This window comes from Streptomyces sp. enrichment culture, from assembly GCF_964272855.1.
Lineage (GTDB): Bacteria > Actinomycetota > Actinomycetes > Streptomycetales > Streptomycetaceae > Streptomyces.
On record NZ_OZ186847.1, the window covers coordinates 1249140 to 1272748 of the forward strand.

At 72.8% G+C, this 23609-nt stretch carries 22 protein-coding genes; 6 read left to right on the top strand and 16 right to left on the bottom strand.

All coding sequences use genetic code 11. From position 1 onward, the window contains the following. Positions 1 to 26 precede the first annotated feature (26 nt). The 12 genes from ACSU6L_RS05365 to ACSU6L_RS05420 form a co-directional block, all read right to left on the bottom strand. Positions 27 to 1163, bottom strand: coding sequence for a polyprenyl synthetase family protein (locus ACSU6L_RS05365; protein WP_437054045.1), 1137 nt, complete (start codon positions 1161 to 1163; stop codon positions 27 to 29). Further along, positions 1163 to 2566, bottom strand: coding sequence for a hydroxysqualene dehydroxylase HpnE (hpnE, locus tag ACSU6L_RS05370; protein ID WP_437054047.1), 1404 nt, complete (start codon positions 2564 to 2566; stop codon positions 1163 to 1165). The genes ACSU6L_RS05365 and hpnE overlap by 1 nt, the downstream gene beginning before the upstream one ends. Next, positions 2563 to 2862, bottom strand: coding sequence for a DUF6380 family protein (locus ACSU6L_RS05375; RefSeq protein ID WP_437054049.1), 300 nt, complete (start codon positions 2860 to 2862; stop codon positions 2563 to 2565). The genes hpnE and ACSU6L_RS05375 overlap by 4 nt, the downstream gene beginning before the upstream one ends. Next, positions 2862 to 3824: a presqualene diphosphate synthase HpnD gene (gene hpnD, locus ACSU6L_RS05380; protein ID WP_437054051.1), complete on the bottom strand. Its 963-nt coding sequence runs from the start codon at positions 3822 to 3824 to the stop codon at positions 2862 to 2864. The genes ACSU6L_RS05375 and hpnD overlap by 1 nt, the downstream gene beginning before the upstream one ends. Further along, the gene (gene hpnC, locus ACSU6L_RS05385; RefSeq protein WP_437054053.1) at positions 3821 to 4753 is read right to left on the bottom strand and encodes a squalene synthase HpnC; all 933 of its coding nucleotides are present in this window, start codon (positions 4751 to 4753) and stop codon (positions 3821 to 3823) included. Before hpnC ends, hpnD begins: the two co-directional genes overlap by 4 nt. Positions 4754 to 5082: 329 nt before the next feature. Next, positions 5083 to 5859, bottom strand: a complete 777-nt coding sequence (locus ACSU6L_RS05390) for an ABC transporter ATP-binding protein (protein ID WP_437054055.1) — start codon at positions 5857 to 5859, stop codon at positions 5083 to 5085. Next, positions 5852 to 6781 carry an ABC transporter permease gene (locus ACSU6L_RS05395; protein ID WP_437054057.1) on the bottom strand — a complete coding sequence of 310 codons (930 nt, stop codon included), beginning with the start codon at positions 6779 to 6781 and terminating at the stop codon, positions 5852 to 5854. Before ACSU6L_RS05395 ends, ACSU6L_RS05390 begins: the two co-directional genes overlap by 8 nt. 97 nt (positions 6782 to 6878) lie before the next feature. Beyond that, positions 6879 to 7751, bottom strand: a complete 873-nt coding sequence (locus tag ACSU6L_RS05400) for a glycosyltransferase family 2 protein (RefSeq protein ID WP_437064775.1) — start codon at positions 7749 to 7751, stop codon at positions 6879 to 6881. A gap of 17 nt (positions 7752 to 7768) precedes the next feature. Beyond that, positions 7769 to 8548: a CDP-alcohol phosphatidyltransferase family protein gene (locus ACSU6L_RS05405; protein WP_365514051.1), complete on the bottom strand. Its 780-nt coding sequence runs from the start codon at positions 8546 to 8548 to the stop codon at positions 7769 to 7771. Then, positions 8526 to 9587 carry an iron-containing alcohol dehydrogenase family protein gene (locus ACSU6L_RS05410; protein ID WP_073944256.1) on the bottom strand — a complete coding sequence of 354 codons (1062 nt, stop codon included), beginning with the start codon at positions 9585 to 9587 and terminating at the stop codon, positions 8526 to 8528. Before ACSU6L_RS05410 ends, ACSU6L_RS05405 begins: the two co-directional genes overlap by 23 nt. Continuing rightward, positions 9575 to 10327, bottom strand: a complete 753-nt coding sequence (locus ACSU6L_RS05415) for a sugar phosphate nucleotidyltransferase (protein WP_073944255.1) — start codon at positions 10325 to 10327, stop codon at positions 9575 to 9577. The genes ACSU6L_RS05410 and ACSU6L_RS05415 overlap by 13 nt, the downstream gene beginning before the upstream one ends. Then, positions 10324 to 12144, bottom strand: a complete 1821-nt coding sequence (locus ACSU6L_RS05420) for a DUF5941 domain-containing protein (protein ID WP_437054061.1) — start codon at positions 12142 to 12144, stop codon at positions 10324 to 10326. The genes ACSU6L_RS05415 and ACSU6L_RS05420 overlap by 4 nt, the downstream gene beginning before the upstream one ends. Positions 12145 to 12773: 629 nt before the next feature. Between ACSU6L_RS05420 and galE the strand changes: the two genes are divergently transcribed. The 3 genes from galE (at position 12774) to idi (ending at position 15652) form a co-directional block, all read left to right on the top strand. Then, complete coding sequence (gene galE / locus ACSU6L_RS05425; RefSeq protein ID WP_437054063.1) at positions 12774 to 13745, top strand: UDP-glucose 4-epimerase GalE; 972 nt, start codon at positions 12774 to 12776, stop codon at positions 13743 to 13745. 134 nt (positions 13746 to 13879) lie between these two features. After that, a complete protein-coding gene (locus tag ACSU6L_RS05430; RefSeq protein WP_437054065.1) occupies positions 13880 to 14818 on the top strand; it encodes a cation diffusion facilitator family transporter in 939 nt (312 codons plus the stop codon). Between the two features lie 240 nt (positions 14819 to 15058). Then, positions 15059 to 15652, top strand: coding sequence for an isopentenyl-diphosphate Delta-isomerase (idi, locus tag ACSU6L_RS05435; protein WP_437054067.1), 594 nt, complete (start codon positions 15059 to 15061; stop codon positions 15650 to 15652). A 223-nt stretch (positions 15653 to 15875) separates the two neighbouring features. On the opposite strand, the gene ACSU6L_RS05440 is transcribed toward idi, so the two are convergent. Beyond that, complete coding sequence (locus ACSU6L_RS05440) at positions 15876 to 16388, bottom strand: ATP-binding protein (RefSeq protein ID WP_437054069.1); 513 nt, start codon at positions 16386 to 16388, stop codon at positions 15876 to 15878. Positions 16389 to 16618: 230 nt separating this feature from the next. Here ACSU6L_RS05440 and ACSU6L_RS05445 point away from each other — a divergent pair, with 230 nt between their 5' ends. After that, positions 16619 to 17368 (top strand): enoyl-CoA hydratase/isomerase family protein, encoded by a 750-nt coding sequence (locus tag ACSU6L_RS05445; protein WP_437054071.1) that lies wholly within the window; start codon positions 16619 to 16621, stop codon positions 17366 to 17368. Here ACSU6L_RS05445 and ACSU6L_RS05450 read toward each other — a convergent pair. Together ACSU6L_RS05450 and ACSU6L_RS05455 are read right to left on the bottom strand one after the other, a co-directional pair. After that, positions 17355 to 17990: a DJ-1/PfpI family protein gene (locus ACSU6L_RS05450; protein WP_437054073.1), complete on the bottom strand. Its 636-nt coding sequence runs from the start codon at positions 17988 to 17990 to the stop codon at positions 17355 to 17357. The genes ACSU6L_RS05445 and ACSU6L_RS05450 overlap by 14 nt on opposite strands. Before the next feature lie 77 nt (positions 17991 to 18067). After that, the gene (locus ACSU6L_RS05455) at positions 18068 to 19027 is read right to left on the bottom strand and encodes a GlxA family transcriptional regulator (protein ID WP_437054075.1); all 960 of its coding nucleotides are present in this window, start codon (positions 19025 to 19027) and stop codon (positions 18068 to 18070) included. Positions 19028 to 19158: 131 nt separating this feature from the next. Here ACSU6L_RS05455 and ACSU6L_RS05460 point away from each other — a divergent pair, with 131 nt between their 5' ends. Together ACSU6L_RS05460 and ACSU6L_RS05465 are read left to right on the top strand one after the other, a co-directional pair. Then, positions 19159 to 19296: an LPFR motif small protein gene (locus tag ACSU6L_RS05460; protein WP_198948614.1), complete on the top strand. Its 138-nt coding sequence runs from the start codon at positions 19159 to 19161 to the stop codon at positions 19294 to 19296. A 96-nt stretch (positions 19297 to 19392) separates the two neighbouring features. Further along, complete coding sequence (locus ACSU6L_RS05465) at positions 19393 to 21774, top strand: Tex family protein (RefSeq protein WP_437054077.1); 2382 nt, start codon at positions 19393 to 19395, stop codon at positions 21772 to 21774. Positions 21775 to 21908: 134 nt separating this feature from the next. Here ACSU6L_RS05465 and ACSU6L_RS05470 read toward each other — a convergent pair whose 3' ends face one another. Further along, entirely contained in the window at positions 21909 to 23546 is a 1638-nt protein-coding gene (locus ACSU6L_RS05470) for an ABC-F family ATP-binding cassette domain-containing protein (protein ID WP_437054079.1), read from the bottom strand. Positions 23547 to 23609 lie beyond the last annotated feature (63 nt).

Here is a 23609-nt window from a genome sequence, read left to right on the forward strand (position 1 = left end):
CGCGAGGGCTATTCGACCGATAGTGATCATCTCTTTCGTACGACGACGAAGTCGGCGAGCGCCGAGAACTGGGCCCGCACCCGGGCGGGCATGTCCACGGCGTCGAGGGCTTCGATGGCGATGGCGTGCTGACGGCGCGCTTCCTCGGCCGTCCACTCGCGGCCGCCCGCCTCCTCGATGAGGGCGGCACGCGCAGCGAACTCCTCCTCGGAGAAGTTCGCGAAGTCACTGCTCACGGCGTCGGCGGCGAGGATCTCGCCCAGCCGCTCGGAGGCGCTGCCGCCCGCGGCGAGCGCGGCCACCACCGGCAGCGACTTCTTGCGCTGGCGCAGGTCGCTCCAGGTCTGCTTGCCGGTGGCGTCCGGGTCGCCCCAGATGCCGAGCAGGTCGTCCACGGCCTGGAAGGCGAGGCCGAGGTGGTAGCCGTACTTCTCCAGGGTGTCGGCTGTGCGGTCGTCCGCGCCGCCGAGCACCGCGCCGATGGAGCAGGCGCAGGCGAGCAGGGCGCCGGTCTTGTTGCCCTCCATCTCCAGGCACTCCTCGACGGTGACGCGGTCGCGGAGCTCGTAGGAGATGTCCTGGGCCTGGCCGTCGATCAGGGCACGGGACGCGGTGGTCAGCCGGCGGGTGGCGCGGCCCGCCTCGACGGTGCCGAGTTCCAGCAGCAGCTCGTTGGCGAGCGCGAAGAGGGCGTCGCCGACCAGGATGGCCTGGGCGGGGCCGTGCACCTTCCAGACGGTGTCGCGGTGCCGGCGCTGTTCGTCGCCGTCCATCAGGTCGTCGTGCAGCAGCGAGAAGTTGTGGACCAGTTCGACGGCGACGGCGCCGGGGACGCCGATCTCCGGGGCGGCGCCGGTGACCTCGGCGGACAGCATGGCGAGCGCGGGGCGCACGGCCTTGCCGCCGTCCCCGTCGGCGGGCTTGCCGTCGGCGTCGATCCAGCCGAAGTGGTAGGCGGCGACCATGTCCATGGGAGGGGCCAGGCGGTCGATGGCCGCCCGCAGTACCGGTGTGGCCAGGGTCCGACCGCGCTCCAGGAGCGCGGTCACGTCCACCGCGGTCTCTCGAGCGGCCTTCGAGGCCGGGGGCACAGTGGGCACAGTCTCTCCTCTTGTTGCGGTACCGGGGGTGCGGGGACCTGCCGCGCCGTGCAGCCGTTGCATCAGGCCGCCTCCTCGACGTCGAAGAGGTGACGGGGGCGGGGCCGGCCCAGGGCACGCAGCGCGGCGTCCGCCGCACCGATGCCGCTGCGGACCGCACTCTCCATGGTCGCGGGCCACCCGGTGGCGGTCCACGCTCCGGCCAGGTACAGGCCGGGGGCCTTGGTGCGGGCGCCGGGCCGCAGCCGACCGACGCCGGGGGTGGGAGCGAAGGTCGCGGTGCGCTCCCGGGTCACGAAGAAGTCCAGCACTTCGGCGCCCCGGGTGCGGGGCAGCAGCCGCTCCAGCTCCGGCAGGTACCGCTCGCGCAGTACGGCCACCGGGGCGTCGATCTCGTCCTGTGCGGCCGACTGCGACACCGCGAGGTACTGGCCGCCGCCGGTGAGCCCGGAGGCCTCGGTGCGGTCGAAGACCCACTGCACCGGGGTGCCGAGGGCGGTGAGGAAGGGCGTGCCGAGGACCTTGCGGTCGTAGACGACGTGGACGTTGAGGATCGGAGCCGTGCCGATTTCGAGCAGCCGTTCGGGCGCGTCGAGGGCGCCGTCCGGCAGCAGGGCGTGTGCCTCGCGCTGTGGTACGGCGAGCACGACCGCGTCCGTCTCGATGGTCTCGCCGGGAACCTGAACGCTCCAACGCCCGTTTACGTACCGCGAGATGGAGGTGACGCGTGTACGGACCCCGGTGCGGACGCCCGCGGAGTCGAGCGCCCTGCGAGCCAGCCGGTCGTGCAGTTCGCCCAGCGGGACGCGCGCCCAGCCGATGTCGGCCGCTCCCGGGTCGGAGAGCAGGCCGGTCTTGAACACCATCGCGGCGAGCGCCAGGGAGCTGTCGCCCGCGACCGCGTTGAGGGTGGCGACTCCGACCAGGTCCCACAGGGCCTCGACGGCACGCGCCGACTGACCGTGCGCGGTCAACCAGCTGCCGAAGTCCTGCGTGTCCAGGGCCGGATCGGCGAGATCGAGCCCCTTCAGCGCGAGCGCGGCCCGGCCGACTGCGGCGCGCTCGGCGAGCGAGAGATGCGGATAGGTCGCGAGGCTGCGCCCCAGGTGCAGCGGGACGGGCAGCGCGTCGCGCCGCAGTCTGCCGAGCCGTCGGCCCGCCGGCTTGGCGAGGTCGAGGACGGGCACGTCGAGGCGGTCCTGCAGCGGGGCCAGCGCGGCCGCGTCGATCCGGTCCAGGAACCAGCGGTAGGCGGTGCAGCAGCGCAGGTAGACGTGCTGTCCGTTGTCGACGGTCAGCTCACCGCGCCGGAACGAGAAGGCGAGGCCGCCGAGGCGGGGCCGGCCTTCGAGCAGGGTGACGCGCACGCCCGCGTCGGCGAGCGCCAGCGCGGCGGTGACGCCGGCGAGCCCGCCGCCGACGACCACAGCGTCCCGCCCGCGCCCGTTCCTCGTGCCGTCGGTCATCGTGCACCCTCCCCTGCGCGTCCACCACGCCGAAGGAACCGTCCGGACCGGACCGCTGCAGTCTGTGACGCACCCGCTCGCCGGAGGGTTGCGCGCCGCTTCCCGTACGGGCGGTCACCGGTGCCTTCCCGGAGGACACCGCCGCACGCGCCGTCGGGGCGGCCGCCGGGGCCGACGGCGGTCACGCGCGCGTGCGTGCCGCCGCGGCGCCTGCCGCCGACGGCATCGCCGCGCTCCCCGTCGGCGGCTCCGTCCGGGTCCGTCCCCGTGCTCGCCCCCAGCCCGAAGTGCCCCATCAGACGCGCCTCCGGAGGGTGCGCCGGCTGACGTGGCGGGTGACGTGGCGGGTGTCCAGGCCGGAGAGGCCGCGCACGGCGACGTAGGCCTTCTCGCGGCCGGGCAGCGAGACGCGGCCGCGCAGGACGGCCTGGGGGTCGCGCTCGATGCGGTCCAGGAGGCGGCGGTAGATGCCCGCCATGGCGGCGACACACGCGCCGCTGCGCCGGTCGAGCATGGGCAGCAGCTGGTAGCCCTCGGCGAACAGGGCGCGGGCCCGGCGGACCTCGAAGTGCACGAGGCCCGCGAAGTCGGAGCCCTCCGGCGGGGTCGGTCCGGCGAACCCGGCCGAGCAGCCGAACTTGGCGAGGTCGTCGCCGGGCAGATAGGTGCGCCCGCCCTCGGCGTCCTCGCGGACGTCGCGCAGGATGTTGGTGAGCTGGAGCGCGAGCCCGAGCGTGTCGGCGTACTCGGGGGCGCGCTCGGCGCCCCGCGCGCCCGGTTCGGTGCCGAACACGCCGAGGGAGAGGCGTCCGATGGCGCCCGCCACGCAGCGGCAGTAGGCCTTCAGGTCGTCCCAGGTCTCGTAGGTCTCCCCGCGGACGTCCATCAGCACGCCGTCGATCAGCTCGTCCAGTCCGCCGAGCGGGATCGGGAAGGTCCGGGCGGCGTGCGCGAGCGCCACGCCGACCGGGTCGGTGTCGTCCTCGTCGACGCCGTCCTCGCGGATCCGGGTGAGCAGCGCCCGGGTCTCCTCCAGCCTGGCGCTCTTCACCTCGCCGGTGAGCGCGCCGTCGCCGATGTCGTCGACGCGCCGGGAGAACGCGTACAGCGCCGACATGGCGCGCCGCTTGGGCGCCGGCAGCAGCCGGATGCCGTAGGCGAAGTTACGGGCCTGCTGCCCGGTGACGGCCTCGCAGTAGCGGTAGGCGGCGAGTACCGGTGCCGACACGTGTGGATCGGGCTCCACGGTCCGGATCACCCCTCTCCTCGCAGAGTCACGCCCACCTCGCGCAGCAACCGGAGCTTGCCGGGCTTGGGCGGGCCGGGAAGTACGTCGTAGTCGGCGGCGACGATCGCGTCGACGGCCGCCCTTCCCCCCGCCACGAACCCCGCGAGCAGCAGCCTGAGCCTGCCGTGCACGCTACCCACGAGGGGGGCGCCTTCATTCAGCAGATCGCGGGCGCGTTGTGCTTCGAACGCGACCAGCGCGCGCACCGACGCGCCTGCCGAGGGGGCCGCGAGATCCGCCTCCTGGACGTGGAAGCGCTTCATGTCCGCGACGGGCAGGTAGATCCGGTCGCGGCCGAAGTCCTCGGCGACGTCCTGGAGGTGTTCGACGATCTGCAGGGCCGTGCAGATCGCGTCGGAGCGGCGGATCCGCTCGGGGGTGGCGGTGCCGGTGACGGCGAGCACGAGCCGGCCGACGGGGTTGGCGGACAGCTCGCAGTAGGCGAGCAGGTCGTCGTAGGTCTCGTAGCGGCTGACCAGCTGGTCCTGGCGGTTCGCCGCGATCAGGCCGAGGAAGGGCTCGGGGGTGAGCGAGCAGCGGCGGACCGTGGGCCGGAGGCGGCGCAGCAGGGGGTGCCGGGGCTCGCCGTCGAAGACCCGGCGCAGATCGGCCTCGAAGGCGTCCAGCACGGCCAGCCGGTCCTCGGCCCGCTCCGGGGGGACGCCCAGCAGCCGGGCGTCGGCGCCACCGGGGGCGAGGTCGCCGTCGCCGATGTCGTCGACGAGACGGGCGAAGCCGTAGACGGCCATCAGGTCGGTCCGCCAGGCCCGGGGCAGGAAGAAGGGGGCCACGGGGAAGTTCTCGGCCGCGGCCTTGTCGAGGGTGGCGCGCTCCGGATCGGCCGGGAGCGCCGTGCCGGTTCGCGTCACCGTGTGCTGCCTCGGGCGGGGACGGCACATGCTGCGGCGAGGTGGGGAGTTTCCGTAGCCATTGCCGTCACATCTCCCGTTCTACACTGCGGAGCCAATACACACTATTTCGGACACGCCGCCCGGTGTTCGCACGGCCTCCCTCACGGTGGGTGTCGCGCATTATCGCCCCACTTGCATCGATTCGGGACCGGTACAGCTTACGTTGTACAACCCTGGACGGTCCCCGCGGGTGTCCCCGGCATCACAAGAACGCACCGATTGACGCCAAGAATCCTACGACGGGCGGGAGTTGGCGGCCGTCTCGCAGACGCGGGGCCCCACCGGAGCAGTTCCGGCGGGGCCCCGGGCGCGTCGGGTCACTTGCCCGTGAACTTCTCGTACTCCTTCAGGACCTCGTCGGTCGGGCCGTCCATGCGCAGCTCGCCGCGTTCCAGCCACAGCACGCGGTTGCAGGTGTCGCGGATCGACTTGTTGTTGTGACTGACCAGAAACACCGTGCCGGCCTCCTTGCGCAGCTCCCGGATGCGCTCCTCGGAGCGCTTCTGGAACTTGCGGTCGCCGGTCGCCAACGCCTCGTCGATCATGAGGACGTCGTGGTCCTTGGCGGCGGCGATGGAGAAGCGGAGGCGGGCGGCCATGCCGGAGGAGTAGGTGCGCATCGGCAGGGTGATGAAGTCGCCCTTCTCGTTGATGCCGGAGAAGTCGACGATGTCCTGGTAGCGGGCCTTGATCTCCTCGCGGGACATGCCCATGGCGAGACCGCCCAATATGACGTTGCGCTCGCCGGTGAGGTCGTTCATCAGGGCGGCGTTCACGCCGAGCAGCGAGGGCTGGCCGTCGGTGTAGACCTTGCCCTTCTCGGCGGGCAGCAGACCGGCGATGGCCCGCAGCAGGGTGGACTTGCCGGAGCCGTTGGAGCCGATCAGGCCGATGGCCTCGCCCCGGTAGGCGACGAAGGACACGCCGCGCACGGCGTGCACCTTGCGCACGCCCCGGGCCTCGTCGTCGGAGCCCCGCTTGAGGATGCGGCTCAGCGCGGCGGTGGCGCTGCCCTTGCCGCCCTTGGCGCCGTTGACGCGGTAGACGATGTGCAGATCGTCGGCGATGACGGTGGGAACGCGTGCCTCAGCCACGGCCGTACCTCTCCTCCGCCTTCCAGAAGTACACGAAGCCGCCCACGGCGGTCACCAGCGCCCAGCCGAGCGCGACCGCCCAGACGTGCGGGGGCAGGTTCTCGGAGCCGTAGCCGTCGATCAGCGCGAAGCGCATCAGGTCCATGTAGATGGCGGCGGGGTTCCACTGGAGCACGTCGGCGATCCAGGCCGGCTTGTCCTCCAGCATGATCGGGATGGAGAACATCACGCCCGAGGCGTACATCCAGGTCCGCATGACGAACGGCATCAGCTGGGCCAGGTCCGGCGTCTTCGCGCCCATCCGCGCCACCACCAGGGCGAGGCCGGTGTTGAACAGGAACTGCAGGGCCAGGACCGGGAGGATCAGCACCCAGGACAGGTCCGGGTAGCTGCCGAAGGCGCAGGCCACCGCGAACAGCACGATCATCGAGAACAGCAGCTGCTGGAGCTGCTGGAGCGCGAACGACACCGGCAGCGAGGCGCGCGGGAAGTGCAGGGCGCGGACCAGGCCGAGGTTGCCGGAGATCGCGCGGACGCCGGCCATCACCGAGGACTGGGTGAAGGTGAAGACGAAGACGCCGGTGACCAGGAACGGGATGTACACGTCCTTGGACATGCCGCGGCCCGCGTTCAGGATCAGCCCGAAGATCAGGTAGTAGACGAGCGCGTTGAGCAGCGGGGTGGCGACCTGCCACAGCTGGCCGAGCTTCGCCTGGCTGTACTGGGCGGTCAGCTTGGCCTGGGAGAAGGCGATGATGAAGTGACGCCGTCCCCAGAGCCGGCGGACGTACTCGACGAGCGAGGGCCGGGCGCCGCTCACGGACAGGCCGTACTTCGCGGCGAGCTCGGCCGCCGTCAGATGCCCGTCGGGCGAGGGTGGCTCGGTCACGGCGACTCCGCCGTCGTGCGTTGTCTCACTCACTAGTGGAAACTTTCGTCTTCGAAGATGCGCAGCCGGTGCGGGCTCGGCGGGAGCCCGGGCCGAGGGTGGTGGCCCGGCCCGTGCAGGGACGAGCTTGTCAGATCACCGGGGGCCGGCCCAGCCGGGTCAGCCGCCACACCGTACGCCACTTCATGGGCCGGCGGGGACCGCACGGCGTCGACCAGCCTTCCCGGAATCCGCCGAACCACGCCTTCAGCGCGGGCCGCGAGGGGCGGCGCGCCAGGGTGAGCAGCAGCCAGACTCCCAGGTACACGGGGACCAGCAGGCCGGGCAGGTTGCGGCGGGCGAGCCAGACCCGGTTGCGGGCCACCATCCGGTGGTAGACGGCGTGCCGGGAGGGCGCGGTCGTCGGGTGGTACAGCACCATGTCCGACCGGTAGTCGATCATCCAGCCCGCGTCGAGGGCCCGCCAGGCCAGGTCGGTCTCCTCGTGCGCGTAGAAGAACTCGTCCGGCAGCGCGCCGACCTGGGCGAACACCTTCGTGCGGACGGCGTTGGCGCCGCCGAGGAAGGTGGTGACCCGGGAGGAGCGCATCGGGTCCGAGGCCCGCAGGCGGGGGACATGGCGGCGCTGAGTCACGCCGGTCTCCGGGTCGGCGATGCGGAAGCTGATGATGCCGAGCCGGTCGTCGGCGGCGAAGGCCTCGCGGCACAGCTGGGCGGTGTCGGTACGGGCGAGCAGCCCGTCGTCGTCGAGGAAGAGCAGGACGTCGACGTCGCGGCCGCCGGGCCCGAAGGCCTCGATGCCGACGTTGCGGCCGCCGGGGATGCCCAGGTTCTCGGGCAGCTCGATGGTGCGCACGCCCTCGGGGACGTCCGGCACGGGCGAGCCGTTGCCGACCACCACGACCTCGACCGGGTCGCCGTCCTGCCCCGCGACCGACTCCAGCAGGGCGCGCAGCTCCTCGGGGCGGTTGCCCATGGTGATGACGACGGCGCCGACCTTCATTGACGTAGCCACGGCACTCACCTGAGCCTGCTCGACGCGAGGATGGACACGAGGTGCAGCACGGTCTGCAGCAGCGCGATCCCGGCGAGCACGGCGGTGCCGAGCCGGGTGAAGAAGAGATCGCCGTGGACCTGGTCGGCGATGGCGAGGACCAGGATCAGCAGGGACGCCTCGATGCCGAGGATCAGCCGGTGGAACTTCAGCGCGGCGGCGGCCCGGCGGGCCAGCGCCATGCCGGAGGAGCGCGGCTCGGCCGCGGACTCCTGCACCGGGGGCTTGCCCGCCTGGTGGCGGGCGACGCCGACCAGGTCGGTCTCGGCCTTGATCAGGATGGCGCCGAGCGCGGCCAGGGTGCCGAGGAAGGCCCACAGCCAGTCGACGCGGCCCTCGCCCCACAGGTCGGCGGCGCGCAGGCCGAGGCCGACGAGGACGGCGGCGTCGGTGAGGTAGGCGCCGACGCGGTCGAGGTAGACCCCGCCGAGCGAGTACTGCTTCTTCCAGCGGGCGATCTCGCCGTCGACGCAGTCCAGGAGCAGATACAGCTGGACCATGATCACGCCGAGTACGGCGCCCGGGATCCCCGGCACCAGGAGTGCCGGGGCCGCGAGCACGCCGCAGACGGTCATCAGGTACGTGAGCTGGTTGGGCGTGACCCTGGTGTTCACCAGGTAGCGGTCGACCCGCAGGGACACCTCGCGCATGTAGAGGCGTCCCATCCAGTGCTCACCGCTGCGCCGGTCCTTCACCCCCGGGGGGTGGACGACCGGCCGGAGTTCAGCTACCGATGGCCTTGACATAGTCGGCGTAGATGTCCTTGATCTGGTCGGTTTTCAGGTCGAGGTGTTCGAGGATCGTGTAGCGGCCGGGCCGGGTCTCGGGGGCGAACTCCACGACCTTGACGAACTCGTCGGTGGTGAAGCCGATCTCCTCGGGCAGCACCGGCAGCCCGTGCCGACGCAGCACCTCGGCCATGTACGCCGACTCCTCGTGCGCCCCCCGCAGGTACATCGCGAAGGCCGCGCCCAGCCCGCACTGCTCGCCGTGGGCGGCGGCCCGCCTGGGGAAGAGCAGGTCGAAGGCGTGGTTGATCTCGTGGCAGGCGCCGGAGGACGGGCGGGAGTCGCCCGACACGGACATGGCGATGCCGCTGAGCACCAGCGCCTCGGCGAGCACCTGGAGGAACTCGTTGTCCCCGATGCCGCCGGGGTGCCGCAGCACGGCCTCGCCGGCCTGGCGGGCCATGGCGGCGGCGAGTCCGTCGATCTTCTCGCCCTTGACCCGGTGGGCCAGCTCCCAGTCGGCGATGGCGGAGACGTTGGAGACGGCGTCGCCGATGCCGGCCCGGACGTAGCGGACCGGGGCCTCGCGGATGATGTCCAGGTCGATGACGACGGCGATCGGGTTGGGCACGCCGTAGGAGCCGCGCCCGGCGTCGTTGTCGAGGGTGGCGACCGGTGAGCACAGGCCGTCGTGGGCGAGGTTCGTCGGTACGGCGACCAGGGGGAGGCCGACGCGGGCCGCGGCGAACTTGGCGCAGTCGATGATCTTGCCGCCGCCGAGGCCGACGACCGCGTCGTAGTGGCCGGCCTTTATGTCGGCGGCGAGCCGCACCGCGTCGTCCAGGGTGCCGCCGCCGACCTCGTACCAGGTGGCACCGGGCAGCTGCGGGGCGACCCGCTCGCGCAGCTTCGCGCCGGAGCCGCCGCTGACGGCCACGGCGAGGCGGCCCGAGTGCGAGATGCGCTCGTCGGCGAGGACACAGGCCAGGTCGTCGATGGCCCCCGGACGGATGTCGACGACGAGCGGCGAGGGGATGAGACGGGTCAGTACCGGCACGCGATCTCCCGTCCGCGGGCGAGATCGTCGTGGTTGTCGATCTCGACCCAGTCGACCTCGCCGATCGGCGCGACGTCGATGCGGAAGCCGCGGTTGACCAGTTCCTGGTAGCCGTGCTCGTAGAACTGCTGGGGGTCGGTCTCCCAGACGGTCTTCAGCGCGTCCGCTAGCTCCGCGGCGGCGTCGCCCTCGATGAGGGTGACACCGATGTACTCGCCGGTGGCCTCGGCCGGGTCCATCAGCTTGGTGATCTTCGTCATGCCCTTCTCGGGGTCGACGACGACCTTCATCTCCTCGTCGGCCAGGTCCTTCACCGTGTCCAGCGCGAGGATGATCCTCTTGCCCTCGCCGCGCGCGGCGAGCAGGGTCTTCTCGACGGAGACCGGGTGCACGGTGTCACCGTTGGCGAGGATCACGCCGTCCTTGAGGGCGTCACGGCCGCACCACAGGGAGTAGGCGTTGTTCCACTCCTCGGCCTTGTCGTTGTCGATCAGGGTGAGCTCGAGGCCGTACTTCGCCTCCAGCGCCGCCTTCCGCTCGTACACGGCCTCCTTGCGGTAGCCGACGATGATCGCGGCCTCGGTGAGGCCGACCTCGGCGAAGTTGGCGAGGGTGAGGTCGAGAACCGTCGGTTCGCCCTCTATGCCCGCGGGCCCCACCGGCACCAGCGCCTTGGGCAGGCTGTCGGTGTAGGGGCGCAGACGCCGTCCGGCGCCGGCCGCCAGCACGAGGCCGATCATGCGGGTTCTCCTTCGTCGTGTACGGCGGGCGCCCCTGCGGACACCCAGAAGCGGATGCTCTCGACGAGCACCAGCAGGGCGACGGCCACGGCGAGGGCCGTGAGCGCGACCTTGAACTGCGCGGCGGTGAGCAGCGCGGCCAGGACGGTGACGAGCAGCGTGCGTCCCTCGTGCCCCCCGATGGTCCGGGTGAGCCAGACCGGGGGCGCACCGGCGTTGCCGCGGATGCGGTACACCGTGTCGTAGTGATGGTAGGCGACGGCCGCCACCAGCCCGAAAGCCGCCGGAAGCACTCCGTTCACCCCCGCGCCGGCCGCGAGCGCGAGGACGGTGCAGTACTCGGCGGCGCGGAAGAACGGCGGGACGAGCCAGTCGAGGGCGCCCTTGAGGGGGCGGGCGACGGCGAGGCCCGAGGTCAGGGCGTAGCCGGCGGCGGCGACGATCGGCCAGGCGCTGCCGAATTCGGTGAACAGGGCGGTGGCGACGACGGCGACTCCGCCGAGCAGGGCGATCGCCGGGACGGCGAAGCCGGGCAGGCGGCGGGCGGGCTTCCCGAGGGCCTTCGCGACGCCCTGCGCGAGGGCGCCGGAGTCGGCGAGGTCGGCGAGCGCCGCCGCGGCCCGGTCGGTGCGCCGGGCCTTGCGGGTGAGGGAGCGCAGGACGCGGCCCGCCGTGGTGTACGCGGCGGCGAAGGCGCAGCCTACGAGCAGCGCGTAGAAGGTGATGCGGGGGGTGGTGGCGGCCGTGAGAACGGCGATCATCGCCCAGCGCTCGCCGATCGGCAGGACGATCATGCGGCGCACCCAGACCGTCCAGCCGACGCTGTCGAGCTTGTCGGAGAGGGCGGCGGTGGGGCTGGTGTTGGCGGTGGCGTCGTGGTTGGCCTCGTTGAAGGAGAAGTCCACGACGTGCCGGCAGGTCTGGAGGATCATCGCGCCGAGGGCGAGGGCCCAGACGTCGTCGCCGCCGCGGGCGGCGCCGAGGGCGAGGCCCGCGTAGTAGGCGTACTCCTTGGCGCGGTCGAAGGTGGCGTCGAGCCAGGCGCCGAGGGTGGAGTACTGCAGCGAGTAGCGGGCGAGCTGGCCGTCGGTGCAGTCCAGCACGAAGGAGGCGATCAGCAGGACGCCGGCCGCGGCGAAACCGCCGCGGGTGCCGGTGGCCGCGCAGGCCGCCGCAATCAGCGCGGTGATCAGGGAGGCCGTGGTGACCTGGTTCGGGGTGAGGCCGCGGCGGGCGCACCAGCGGGCGATGTAGCGGGAGTACGGGCTGATGAAGAAGGTGGTGAAGAACCCGTCGCGGGACTTCACGGCCGACTTCAGGCGGATCGCCTCGTCGTCGACGGAGGCCACGGCCTGACGGGCCTCGTTGCGGGCCTGCGGGTCGCCGGGGACGGTGGCGACCAGGCTGCCCAGCTCGGGGCGGTGCACGTCGGCGCCGTCGGCGTCGAGGGCGGTGACCACGCGGTCGGCGAGGCTGTCGACGACGACGGCGCCGCCGGTGCCGCCGGTGCCGCCCGCGGAGTTCTCACGGGCCATCGCCCGGGTCAGGGCCTGCCGGCCGGCCGGCTGGGCGGTGACGGCGCCGGGGACGGCCGCCAGCGGGAAGCGGGGGTCGGTCAGGCCGAGGCGCAGGGCGTGCAGATGGCCGACGAAACGGGCGTCGACGACCGCGACGCGCTGGTCGCCGGGCACCTGGGCCAGCAGCGTCTCGGCGTCGGCGGTGTCGGCGGCGGTGCGCACCTCGAAGCCGAGGGACCGCAGATCGCCCTCGATCGACGATCCGGGGACCGGCTGACCGGTGAGGATGGCGGTCGACAACCGAACTCACTCCTAGCGTGCCGACGCGCGGGGCGCCGGGCCTGAACATGTGGGGGCGCCCCTTGGCTGCACCATCGGCTGCGCCAGGCGGGCGGCATGTCGGCAGAGGCTATCGGATGATCGGAGGCCCGTGTTCACCGCCCGTTCACGGCCCGGACGCCCCATGCTGCAAGCCACTCTGCCCTGATCATCATGGGGGGTGCGGGGGGCGCGGGACAAAATCCCGCTTACAACGCGGACATTCGTGACATACGACGGTTGCTGTGTGGTGAGGGTGCGGTTCCTGAGCGTGGTGGAGGGGGGTGGCGGCGCCGGGGGTGCGTGTGCCGCAGCGCCGTGAGTGCGGGCGCGGCGGAGCCAGGGGCCGGTGTGTGGCGGGGGCCGGATTCGGTCGGCGGCAGGGGCAGGCCCCGGTCGGCGGCGGGGCCGGATTCGGTCAGCAGCAGGCACCAGACCCGGTCGGCAGCAAGGGCCGGACTTGGTCAGCGGCAGGGCCAGGCCCGGTCGGCGGCGGGCGCCGGCCCCGGTCGGCAGCCGGGGCCAGGCCCGGTCGGCAGCCGGGGCCGCACTCGCTCTGCGGCAGGCCCGGACTCGGCCCGCGGCAGGCCCCGGGCTTAGGGTGGGCGACCATGACATGGCTGATCACCGGCGGTGCCGGATACATCGGGGCACATGTGGCGCGGTCGATGGCCGAGGCCGGGGAGCGGGTCGTCGCGCTGGACGACCTGTCGGCGGGAGTGCCCGCGCGGCTGCCGGCCGGCGTGCCGCTGGTGCGGGGGTCGGCGACGGACGCGGACCTGCTGAAGCGGGTCTTCGCCGAGCACGGGGTGACCGGTGTGGTGCATCTCGCCGCGCGCAAGCAGGTCGCCGAGTCCGTGGCGCAGCCCACCCGGTACTACCAGGAGAACGTGGGCGGCTTGGCGACGCTGCTGGAGGCGGTCGCCGGGGCCGGGATCCGGCGGTTCGTGTTCTCCTCGTCGGCGGCCGTCTACGGCAACCCTGATGTGGACCTCATCACGGAGGACACGCCCTGCGCGCCGGTGAACCCGTACGGCGAGACCAAGCTGGCCGGTGAGTGGCTCGTGCGGGCCGCGGGCCGGGCGCACGGCATCGCCACCGTCTGTCTGCGGTACTTCAACGTCGCCGGGGCGGCCACCCCCGAGCTGGCCGACACCGGTGTCTTCAACATCGTGCCGATGGTCTTCGACCGGCTCACCCGCGACGAGGCGCCGCGGATCTTCGGCGACGACTATCCGACGCCGGACGGCACCTGTGTGCGGGACTACATCCATGTCGCCGACCTCGCCGAGGCCCACCTCGCGGCGGCCCGCAGGCTGTCCGCGCGGGACGCGGCGGGCGATCTGACCGTGAACATCGGCCGGGGCGAGGGCGTCTCCGTACGGGAACTGGTCACGCTGATCGGGGAGGTGACCGGGGACACCCGTCCGGCCGTCGTCGAGCCGCGCCGCCCGGGCGACGCCCCGCGCGCCGTCGCCTCCGCCGGGCGGGCCGCCGCGGAACTGGGGTGGACCGCCCGCCGAGGGGTACGCGAGATGGTCGAGTCGGCATGGCGGGGCTGGCTGCTGCATCACGGCCGCTGACTGCCGCAACGCTCTGACCTGGGGATCGTTTCCGCAGGTCAGCGCATATGACAACGGTGTTCAGTGCCGCGTTGCCGGATACCCCCCACCCGTAGTTCACTGTGATCCGGACCGATCGCAGGAGGGCGGCTTTCATGGGGGCTGGGCACGACCACGGACACGCGCACGGCGCACCGGTCACGGGCACGGCCGCGGCGGCGTACCGCGGCCGGCTGCGGATCGCGCTGGCGATCACCCTCACCGTGATGGTGGTGGAGATCGTCGGCGGCCTGCTCGCGGACTCGCTCGCGCTGATCGCCGACGCCGCCCACATGGCGACGGACGCGCTGGGCCTCGGCATGGCCCTGCTCGCCATCCACTTCGCGAACCTGCCCCCGACCCAGAACCGCACCTTCGGCTACGCCCGCGCCGAGATCCTCGCCGCGCTCGCCAACTGTCTGCTGCTGCTCGGGGTCGGCGGATACGTGCTGTACGAGGCGATCCAGCGGTTCGTCACCCCGGCCGACACGCAGGGCGGCGTGACCCTCGTCTTCGGCGGGATCGGCCTGGCCGCGAACATGATCTCCCTCACCCTGCTGATGCGGGGGCAGCGGGAGAGCCTGAACGTGCGCGGCGCCTTCCTGGAGGTGGCGGCGGACGCGCTGGGCTCGGTCGCGGTGCTGGTGGCGGCGGCGGTGATCCTCACCACCGGCTGGCAGGCCGCCGACCCGATCGCCTCGCTCGTCATCGCCCTGATGATCGCGCCCCGCACCTGGAAGCTGCTGCGCGAGACGCTGGACGTGCTGCTGGAGTCGGCCCCGAAGGACGTCGACATGGCCGAGGTGCGGGCTCACATACTGGCGCTGGACGGGGTGGAGGACGTGCACGACCTGCACGCCTGGACGATCACCTCGGGGATGCCGGTGCTGTCCGCGCACGTCGTCGTCCGCTCCGACGTACTGAGCGCGATCGGCCACGAGAAGATGCTGCACGAGTTGCAGGGCTGCCTCGGCCATCACTTCGACGTCGAGCACTGCACGTTCCAGCTGGAGCCGAGCGGTCACGCGGAACATGAGGCACGGCTGTGCCACTGAGGCGCCGGCGGGGCCGAGCACGGTGAACCCGAGCGGGGTGACGTGGCGGCGTCGTACGCCAGTCCGAACGGTTCCCCGTCCCCCGCCAGGGGCACGATCACCTACCGGGCCCCTTCCGGTGTCCGACCGGTGGCGGCAGCCGCACAGGCCCCGCGCGGGACATGCGGGCGTGCCGGGAAGTGCCGGGAGTGCCGGATTCGTACGGCAGACTGGGCACGAGGAACGAAGCGAAGGATGGGTATGCCGATCACACCTGCCACCGCGACGCACAGCGCGTCGAACGGCACCGCGGACGCGATCTTGCTGGAACTGGTCGACGAGAACGGCGTCACGATCGGCACCGCGGAGAAGCTGTCCGCCCATCAGCCGCCCGGGCAGCTGCACCGCGCGTTCTCGGTGTTCCTCTTCGACGAGCAGGGGCGGCTGCTGCTCCAGCAGCGGGCGCTCGGCAAGTACCACTCCCCCGGCGTGTGGTCGAACACCTGCTGCGGACACCCGTACCCCGGCGAGGCGCCGTTCGCGGCGGCGGCCCGGCGGACGTACGAGGAGCTGGGGGTGTCCCCGTCGCTGCTCGCGCAGGCGGGCACGGTCCGCTACAACCACCCGGACCCGGCGTCGGGGCTGGTGGAGCAGGAGTACAACCATCTCTTCGTGGGCCTGGTGCAGTCGCCGCTCGTCCCGGACCCGGAGGAGGTCGGCGCGACCGCCTTCGTCACCGCCGCCGAACTGGCGGAGCGGCACGCCGAGGACCCGTTCTCGGCCTGGTTCATGACGGTCCTGGACGCCGCCCGCCCGGCGATCAGGGAACTGACGGGTCCGTCCGCGGACTGGTGAGACGACGGGCCCGTCCGTGGATCGGCGAGACGACGGGCCTGTCCGTGGATCGGCGAGACGACGGGCCTGTCCGTGGATCGGCGAGACGGCCGGGGCGGCCTGTGGCTCGGTGACCTTCGGGGCGCGGGGCCGCGGGGAGCCCGGACGGCCGAGTGGCCGGATGGCCGAGTGGCCGGATGGCCGGCGCGGTGGGCCCCGGAACGCGGCGGCCGCGCCGGAACGTTCAGGCGGGCCGTGCGAGGGTGAGGGGCATGGCGGCCCAGATGACCTTGCCGCCGGTCGTGGTGTGCTCGACGTCGCAGACTCCGCCCGCCTCGCGCGTGATCTCCCGGACCAGCAGGAGACCGCGGCCGCCGGTCTGCCCGTGGTCAGCCTCCAGGGCCGTCGGGCGGTAGGGGTGGTTGTCCTCCACGGACACCCGCACCCACTCGGCGCCGACGGCCACCTCGACGGCGAGCATCGGCGACAGCAGCGCAGCGTGCCGGACGGCGTTCGTGACCAGCTCGGACACGATCAGCAGCAGCCCCTGGGCCACGTCGTCCGAGACGGGCACGCCCTGGCGCAGCAGCAGGTCGCGCACGGCGTGCCGGGCCTGCGGCACCGACGCGTCGACGGCGGGGGCGGTGAATCTCCAGACGCCCTCGTACGGCAGGGGGTCGGGCGTCTTCGCCTCAAGGGGTGCCTCTGCGCCGCCTGCCATCGTCCGGTCGCCACCCTCGCGCTCGATTGTCACCACACGTCGAGTGTTGGCAAACAGCTCGTCGACGCGAAGAGCTGAACACAAGTCAGCACTTATCGAGCGTTTCTGACCGTTGGCGTATGACACGGTCAGTTGTGGGACTGCTCCTGTCCCGCCTCTGCCGACTTTGCGAACTATTCGGGTTGTACGGGTTTGTCGGTGCCCGCGCTCCGGTCCCGACCCCCTCGCCGACCGTGCGCACACCCCGCGCGGCTAGCATCCGGCACATGGAGCCCCAGCTGCTGCACCAGGTCGCCGACTCGGTCGCCACCGTCGTCATCCACCACCCGGCCAAGCGCAACGCCATGACCGCCGCGATGTGGCGGGCGCTGCCGCCGCTGCTCGACACGCTCGCCGCGGACCCGGAGGTACGGGCGCTGGTGCTGACCGGTGAGGGCGGCACCTTCTGCGCGGGCGCCGACATCTCCACCCTCCAGGGCTCGCCCGAGGAGGCCCAGGGGCTGGCCGTGGCCGCCGAGGAGGCGCTGGCGGCGTTCCCGAAGCCGACGCTGGCGGCGATCCGCGGGCACTGCGTGGGCGGCGGGTCCCAGCTCGCGGCGGCCTGTGACCTGCGGTTCGCGGAGGAGGGCTCGCTGTTCGGGGTGACGCCCGCGAAGCTCGGCATCGTCTACCCGGCGTCCTCCACCCGGCGGCTGGTGTCGCTGGTGGGCCCCGCCGCCGCGAAGTACCTCCTCTTCTCGGGCGAGCTGATCGAGGCGGAGCGGGCGCTGCGGACCGGCATGGTGGACGAGGTGCTGCCGGAGGGGGAGCTGGCCAAGCGGGTCGCCGAGTTCACCCGGATCCTCGCGTCCCGCTCGCAGCTGACGCAGGCGGCGGCCAAGGAGTTCGCCGACGGGCGGACCGACCGCGACGACCACTGGACCGCGCGGGCCCGCGAGAGCGGCGACACCGCGGAGGGCGTCGCCGCGTTCCTGGAGCGCCGGTCGCCGCGCTTCACGTGGACTACGTCAGGATGAACCTGCTCTTGCCGCGGAACTCCTCGACGAGGTGCGCGGGGGCCTTGTGCGGGGCGCCGGCGTCGTAGGGCGGCTGCGGGTCGTACTCGGTCAGCAGCTGGACGGCCTGGGCGTGCTCGTCGCCCGCGATGCGGCCCAGCAGGGCGAGGCCCATGTCGATGCCGGAGGAGACGCCGGCGGCGGTGACGTACTTGCCGTCGAAGACGACCCGCTCGCCGGCGGACTCGGCGCCGAAGCCCCCGAGGAAGTCCAGGGCCAGCCAGTGCGAGGTGGCCCGGCGCCCCTCCAGGAGGCCGGCGGCGGCCAGCAGCAGGGAGCCGGTGCACACGGACGTCGTCCAGGTGCTGGTCGCGTCGGCGGCGCGCAGCCAGTCCAGCAGGGCCCGGTTCTCCATCTGCTGCGTCTGCCCGGGGCCGCCCGGGACGACCACGATGTCGGGGTGCGGCACCTCGGCGAGGGCCTTGTCGGCGGTCAGCGCGAGGTTCCCGGTGTCGGTGCGGACGGGCCCGGTCCGCTCGGCGACGAAGACGGTCTCGGAGTCGGGGAGGCGGCCGAGGGTCTCGTACGGTCCCACGGCGTCGAGGGCGGTGAAGCGGTCGTAGAGGACGATGGCGATCTGCATCGGGGTCCTTCCGGTGGGCGTGGCCCGGCGTCGTCGTGGGCGGGGCCTCGGTGGGCAGCGACGAAGTGGATGGGGCCTCAGGGGGCGGGGGCCGGGCGGAAGCGGCGGCGGTACTCCGCCGGGGACGCGCCCAGCGCGCGGACGAAGGCGCGGCGCATCGCCTCGGGGGTGCCGTAGCCGCTGGCGCGGGAGATCTCCTCGACGCCGTCCGCGGTGTCCTCCAGCAGCCGGCGGGCGTGTTCCAGGCGGACCCGGTCGACATAGCGGCCGGGGGTCGTGCCGGTCTCCGCGCGGAAGGCGCGGGCGAAGTGGCGGGGTGACAGCCGGGCGCGGGCCGCGAGCGCGTCCACGCTGAGGTCGGCGGCCGGGTGCTCGGTCACCCACTGCTGCACGTCCCGCAGCGGCTCCCGGTGGGCCGTCTGGGCGGCGAGCTGGGCGCTGAACTGGGCCTGGTTGCCCGGCCGGCGCAGGAACACCACCAGGTGCCGGGCGACGGCGAGGGCGACGTCACGGCCCAGGTCCTCCTCGACCAGCGCGAGCGCGAGATCGATGCCGGCGGTGACTCCGGCGGAGGTGGCGACACGGCCGTCACGCACGTAGATCGGCTCGGGGTCCACCTCGACGGCCGGGTGGTCCCGGGCGAGCTTGTCGCAGTACGCCCAATGGGTGGTCGCGCGCCGCCCGTCCAGCAGCCCCGCCTCGGCCAGCAGCACCGCTCCCGTGCACACCGACACCAGCCGCTCGGCGCGCGGCCCGTACTCGCGCAGCCACGCGGTCAGCCGCGGGTCCGGCGCGCGGGTGCCCCGCCCGCCGGGGACCACCAGGGTGTGCGGGTCGGCGGTATCGACGAGAGCCCGGTCGGGTACGACGGTCAGTCCGCTGGAGGTGCGCACGGGGCCGCCGTCCAGGGAGGCCGTACGGATCTCGTACGACCCCGGCGTGTGCAGCCCGGCGCCCGTGAAGACCTCCACGGGCCCGGTGACGTCGAGGCTCTGCACGTCGTCGAAGAGGACGACGAGGACGGTTCGCTGCGCCATGCCGTCGATTCTTCGGGCCCCGCCGGATGGCCGCAATGACGAGCAACCCACCTTTCCTGCCATGCATGCCGGGGCGCGAGTGAGGTACCCGAGGGCTGCCCGACGAGCAACAGCGAGGAAAGGAGAACGACGTGTTCCGAGCGATCGCGGACGTACTGCGGCAGATCGGCGGTGCCATAGCCACGGTGGTGACACTCCCGTTCCGGGCACTGGCCCGGCTCTTCGGCGGAGCGTCGGCGTCCGGCGGGCGAGGCGCGCGCCGGGCGTGACACCAGCCGCGCCCGAGACCCGCCCTGATCCCCTACTGTCGGTGTCACCTGCCACAATTGCCGCGCAACCCGAAGTGGAGAAGGCGGTACGGGATCGTGACGACACCCGGGTCCATTGAAGTTGGGTCCATCGAAGGCAGGATCGCCGAGGAACTCGGCGTACGGGAGCGGCAGGTCAAGGCTGCCGTGGAGCTGCTCGACAGCGGTTCGACGGTGCCCTTCATCGCCCGCTACCGCAAGGAAGCGACCGAGATGCTCGACGACGCGCAGCTGCGCACGATCGAGGAGCGTCTGCGCTATCTGCGGGAACTGGAGGAGCGGCGGACCGCGATCCTCGAGTCGGTGCGCGAGCAGGGCAAGCTCACCGAGGAACTCGAGGCGCGGATCCGGGGCGCGGAGACCAAGGCGCGCCTGGAGGACATCTACCTGCCGTACAAGCCCAAGCGGCGCACCAAGGCGCAGATCGCCCGCGAGGCCGGGCTGGAGCCGCTGGCGGACGGGCTGCTCGGCGACCCGACGGTCGAGCCGCTCGCCGCGGCGGCCGCCTTCGTCGACGCCGGCAAGGGCGTCGCCGACCCGCAGGCGGCGCTGGACGGCGCCCGCGCGATCCTCACCGAGCGGTTCTCGGAGGACGCCGACCTGATCGGCGAGCTGCGCGAGCGCATGTGGGTGCGCGGGCGGCTCGCGGCGAAGGTGCGCGAGGGCAAGGAGGAGGCGGGCGCGAAGTTCGCCGACTACTTCGACTTCGCGGAGCCGTTCACCGAGCTGCCCTCGCACCGTGTCCTGGCGATGCTGCGCGGCGAGAAGGAGGAGGTCCTGGACCTCGTCCTGGAGCCGGAGGAGCCGACCGAGGGGCCGTCGTCGTACGAGGTGACGATCGCGCACCGCTTCGGCATCGCCGACCGGGGCCGCCCCGCCGACAAGTGGCTGACGGACACGGTCCGCTGGGCTTGGCGCACCCGCGTCCTCGTCCACCTCGGCATCGACCTGCGGCTGCGGCTGCGCACGGCCGCCGAGGACGAGGCCGTCAAGGTGTTCGCGGCCAACCTGCGCGACCTGCTGCTGGCCGCCCCGGCGGGCACCCGCGCCACGCTCGGCCTGGACCCCGGTTTCCGTACGGGTGTGAAGGTGGCCGTGGTCGACGCCACCGGCAAGGTCGTCGCCACCGACGTCATCCACCCGCACGTCCCCGCCAACAGGTGGGACGAGGCGATCGCCAAGCTGGCCCGGCTGGCGAAGGAGCACGCGGTCGAGCTGGTCGCCATCGGCAACGGCACCGCGTCCCGCGAGACGGACAAGCTCGCCGGTGAACTGATCACCAAGCACCCGGAGCTGAAGCTCACCAAGGTGATGGTGTCCGAGGCGGGCGCCTCCGTGTACTCGGCCTCCGCGTTCGCCTCGCAGGAGCTGCCCGACATGGACGTGTCGCTGCGCGGCGCCGTGTCGATCGCGCGCCGGCTCCAGGACCCGCTGGCCGAGCTGGTGAAGATCGACCCGAAGTCGATCGGCGTCGGCCAGTACCAGCACGACCTGTCCGAGGTGAAGCTGTCACGCTCGCTGGACGCGGTCGTCGAGGACTGTGTGAACGGCGTCGGCGTGGACGTGAACACCGCCTCCGCCCCGCTGCTGGCCCGGGTCTCCGGCATCTCCTCCGGGCTCGCCGAGAACATCGTGGCGCACCGCGACGAGAACGGCCCCTTCACCTCCCGGGCGCAGCTGAAGAAGGTGCCCCGGCTGGGTCCGAAGGCGTACGAGCAGTGCGCGGGCTTCCTGCGGATCCGCGGCGGCGACGACCCGCTGGACGCGTCCAGCGTGCACCCCGAGGCGTATCCCGTGGTGCGGCGCATGGTGAAGACCGCCGGCCAGGAGGTGGCGGCGCTGATCGGCAACACGGGGGTGCTGCGCTCGCTGCGGGCGCAGGACTTCGTCGACGAGACGTTCGGTCTGCCGACCGTCTCCGACATCCTCAAGGAGCTGGAGAAGCCGGGCCGCGACCCGCGCCCCGCGTTCAAGACGGCCACCTTCAAGGAGGGCGTGGAGAAGATCTCCGACCTGGCGTCGGGGATGGTCCTGGAGGGTGTCGTCACCAACGTGGCCGCGTTCGGCGCGTTCGTCGACGTCGGCGTGCACCAGGACGGCCTGGTGCACGTCTCCGCGATGTCGCGGACGTTCGTCAAGGACCCGCGTGACGTGGTGAAGCCCGGCGACATCGTCAAGGTGAAGGTGCTCGACGTCGACATCCCGCGCAAGCGGATCTCGCTGACGCTGCGGCTGGACGACGAGGCCGCCCCGCAGGGCGGGCAGCCCTCCGGCGAGCGCCGCCAGCAGCGCGGCGGGCGTCCGCCGCAGCAGCGCCAGGGCCGTGGTGGCGGGGGCGGCGGCGGTGCGCGCCAGGCCCCGGCCCCGGCCAACAGTGCGATGGCGGACGCCCTGCGCCGCGCGGGTCTGCTCGACTCGAAGAAGAGCGGCCGGGGCTGAGACACGCGGGCCCGGACCCTGGCGCACTTGAGTGCCCGGGGTCCGGGCGGCCCTAGGGGGTGTCTCGCCGATCATGCCGGGCTCGCGGCGTCTGGCACCGCTCCCTGATCCGGCCTGATCGACGAGACACCCCCCTAGCGCTCGGTGACCTTGCCGTCCGCGACCTCCAGGCGGCGGGTCACATGCACCGCGTCGAGCATGCGGCGGTCGTGGGTGACCAGCAGGAGGGTGCCGGTGTAGGCGTCGAGGGCCGACTCCAGCTGTTCGATGGCGGGCAGGTCGAGGTGGTTCGTCGGCTCGTCGAGGACGAGCAGGTTGACGCCCCGGCCCTGGAGCAGCGCGAGGGCGGCGCGGGTGCGCTCGCCCGGCGAGAGGGTGGCCGCGGGGCGCAGCACGTGGTCCGCCTTCAGGCCGAACTTGGCGAGCAGGGTGCGCACCTCGGCCGGCTCGGTGCCGGGGACCGCCGCGCCGAAGGCGTCCAGCAGGGTCTCCGGGCCGTGGAACAGCTTGCGGGCCTGGTCGACCTCGCCGACCAGCACACCGGAGCCGAGGGCGGCGTGCCCGGCATCGAGGGTGACGCGGCCGAGCAGCGCGGCGAGCAGCGTCGACTTGCCCGCGCCGTTGGCGCCGGTGACCGCGACCCGGTCCGCCCAGTCGATCTGCAGGGAGACCGGGCCGAGCCGGAAGCCGCCGCGCCGCACCTCGGCGTCCCGGAGGGTGGCCACGACCGCGCCGGAACGCGGAGCGGAGGCGATCTCCATGCGCAGCTCCCACTCCTTGCGAGGCTCCTCGACCACCTCCAGACGCTCGATCAGGCGCTGCGTCTGGCGGGCCTTCGCGGCCTGCTTCTCGCTGGCCTCGCTGCGGTACTTGCGGCCGATCTTGTCGTTGTCGCTCGCCTTGCGCCGGGCGTTCTTGACGCCCTTGTCCATCCAGGCGCGCTGGATCTGGGCCCGCTCCTGGAGGGCGGCCTTCTTGTCGGCGTACTCCTCGTAGTCCTCGCGGGCGTGCCGCCGGGCCGTCTCGCGCTCCTCCAGGTAGCCCTCGTAGCCGCCGCCGTAGAGGTTGATCTGCCGCTGCGCCAGGTCGAGTTCGAGGACCTTGGTGACGGTGCGGGTGAGGAACTCGCGGTCGTGGCTGACGACGACGGTGCCGGCGCGCAGGCCGGAGACGAAGCGTTCGAGGCGTTCCAGGCCGTCGAGGTCGAGGTCGTTGGTGGGCTCGTCGAGGAGGAAGACGTCGTAGCGCGACAGCAGCAGGGAGGCGAGGCCCGCGCGGGCGGCCTGGCCGCCGGACAGCGTCGTCATCGGCTGGTCGAGGCCGACCGCGAGGCCGAGGGAGTCGGCGACCTCCTCGGCGCGCTCGTCGAGGTCGGCGCCGCCGAGGCCGAGCCAGCGCTCCAGGCTCACGGCGTAGGCGTCGTCCGCACCCGGCCTGCCCTCGACCAGGCCCTCGGTGGCCTCGTCCATGGCCCGCTGGGCGGCGGCCACGCCGGTGCGGCGGGCCAGGAACTCCCGGACGGTCTCCCCCGGCCGGCGCTCCGGCTCCTGCGGCAGATGGCCGACGGTCCCGGTGGGCGGGGAGAGCCGCAGCTCGCCCTGCTCGGGGCGGTCGAGCCCGGCGAGCAGGCGCAGCAGGGTGGACTTTCCGGCGCCGTTGGCACCGACCAGACCGATCACGTCCCCGGGGGCCACGACGAGGTCGAGGCCGGTGAACAGCGAGCGGTCGCCGTGACCGGCGGCGAGGTTCTTGGCGACGAGGGTGGCAGTCATCAGACCGCCGATCCTAACCGCCGCCCCGCGGCCCGGTCGCGCCGGTTTCCCACCGTCCCACTC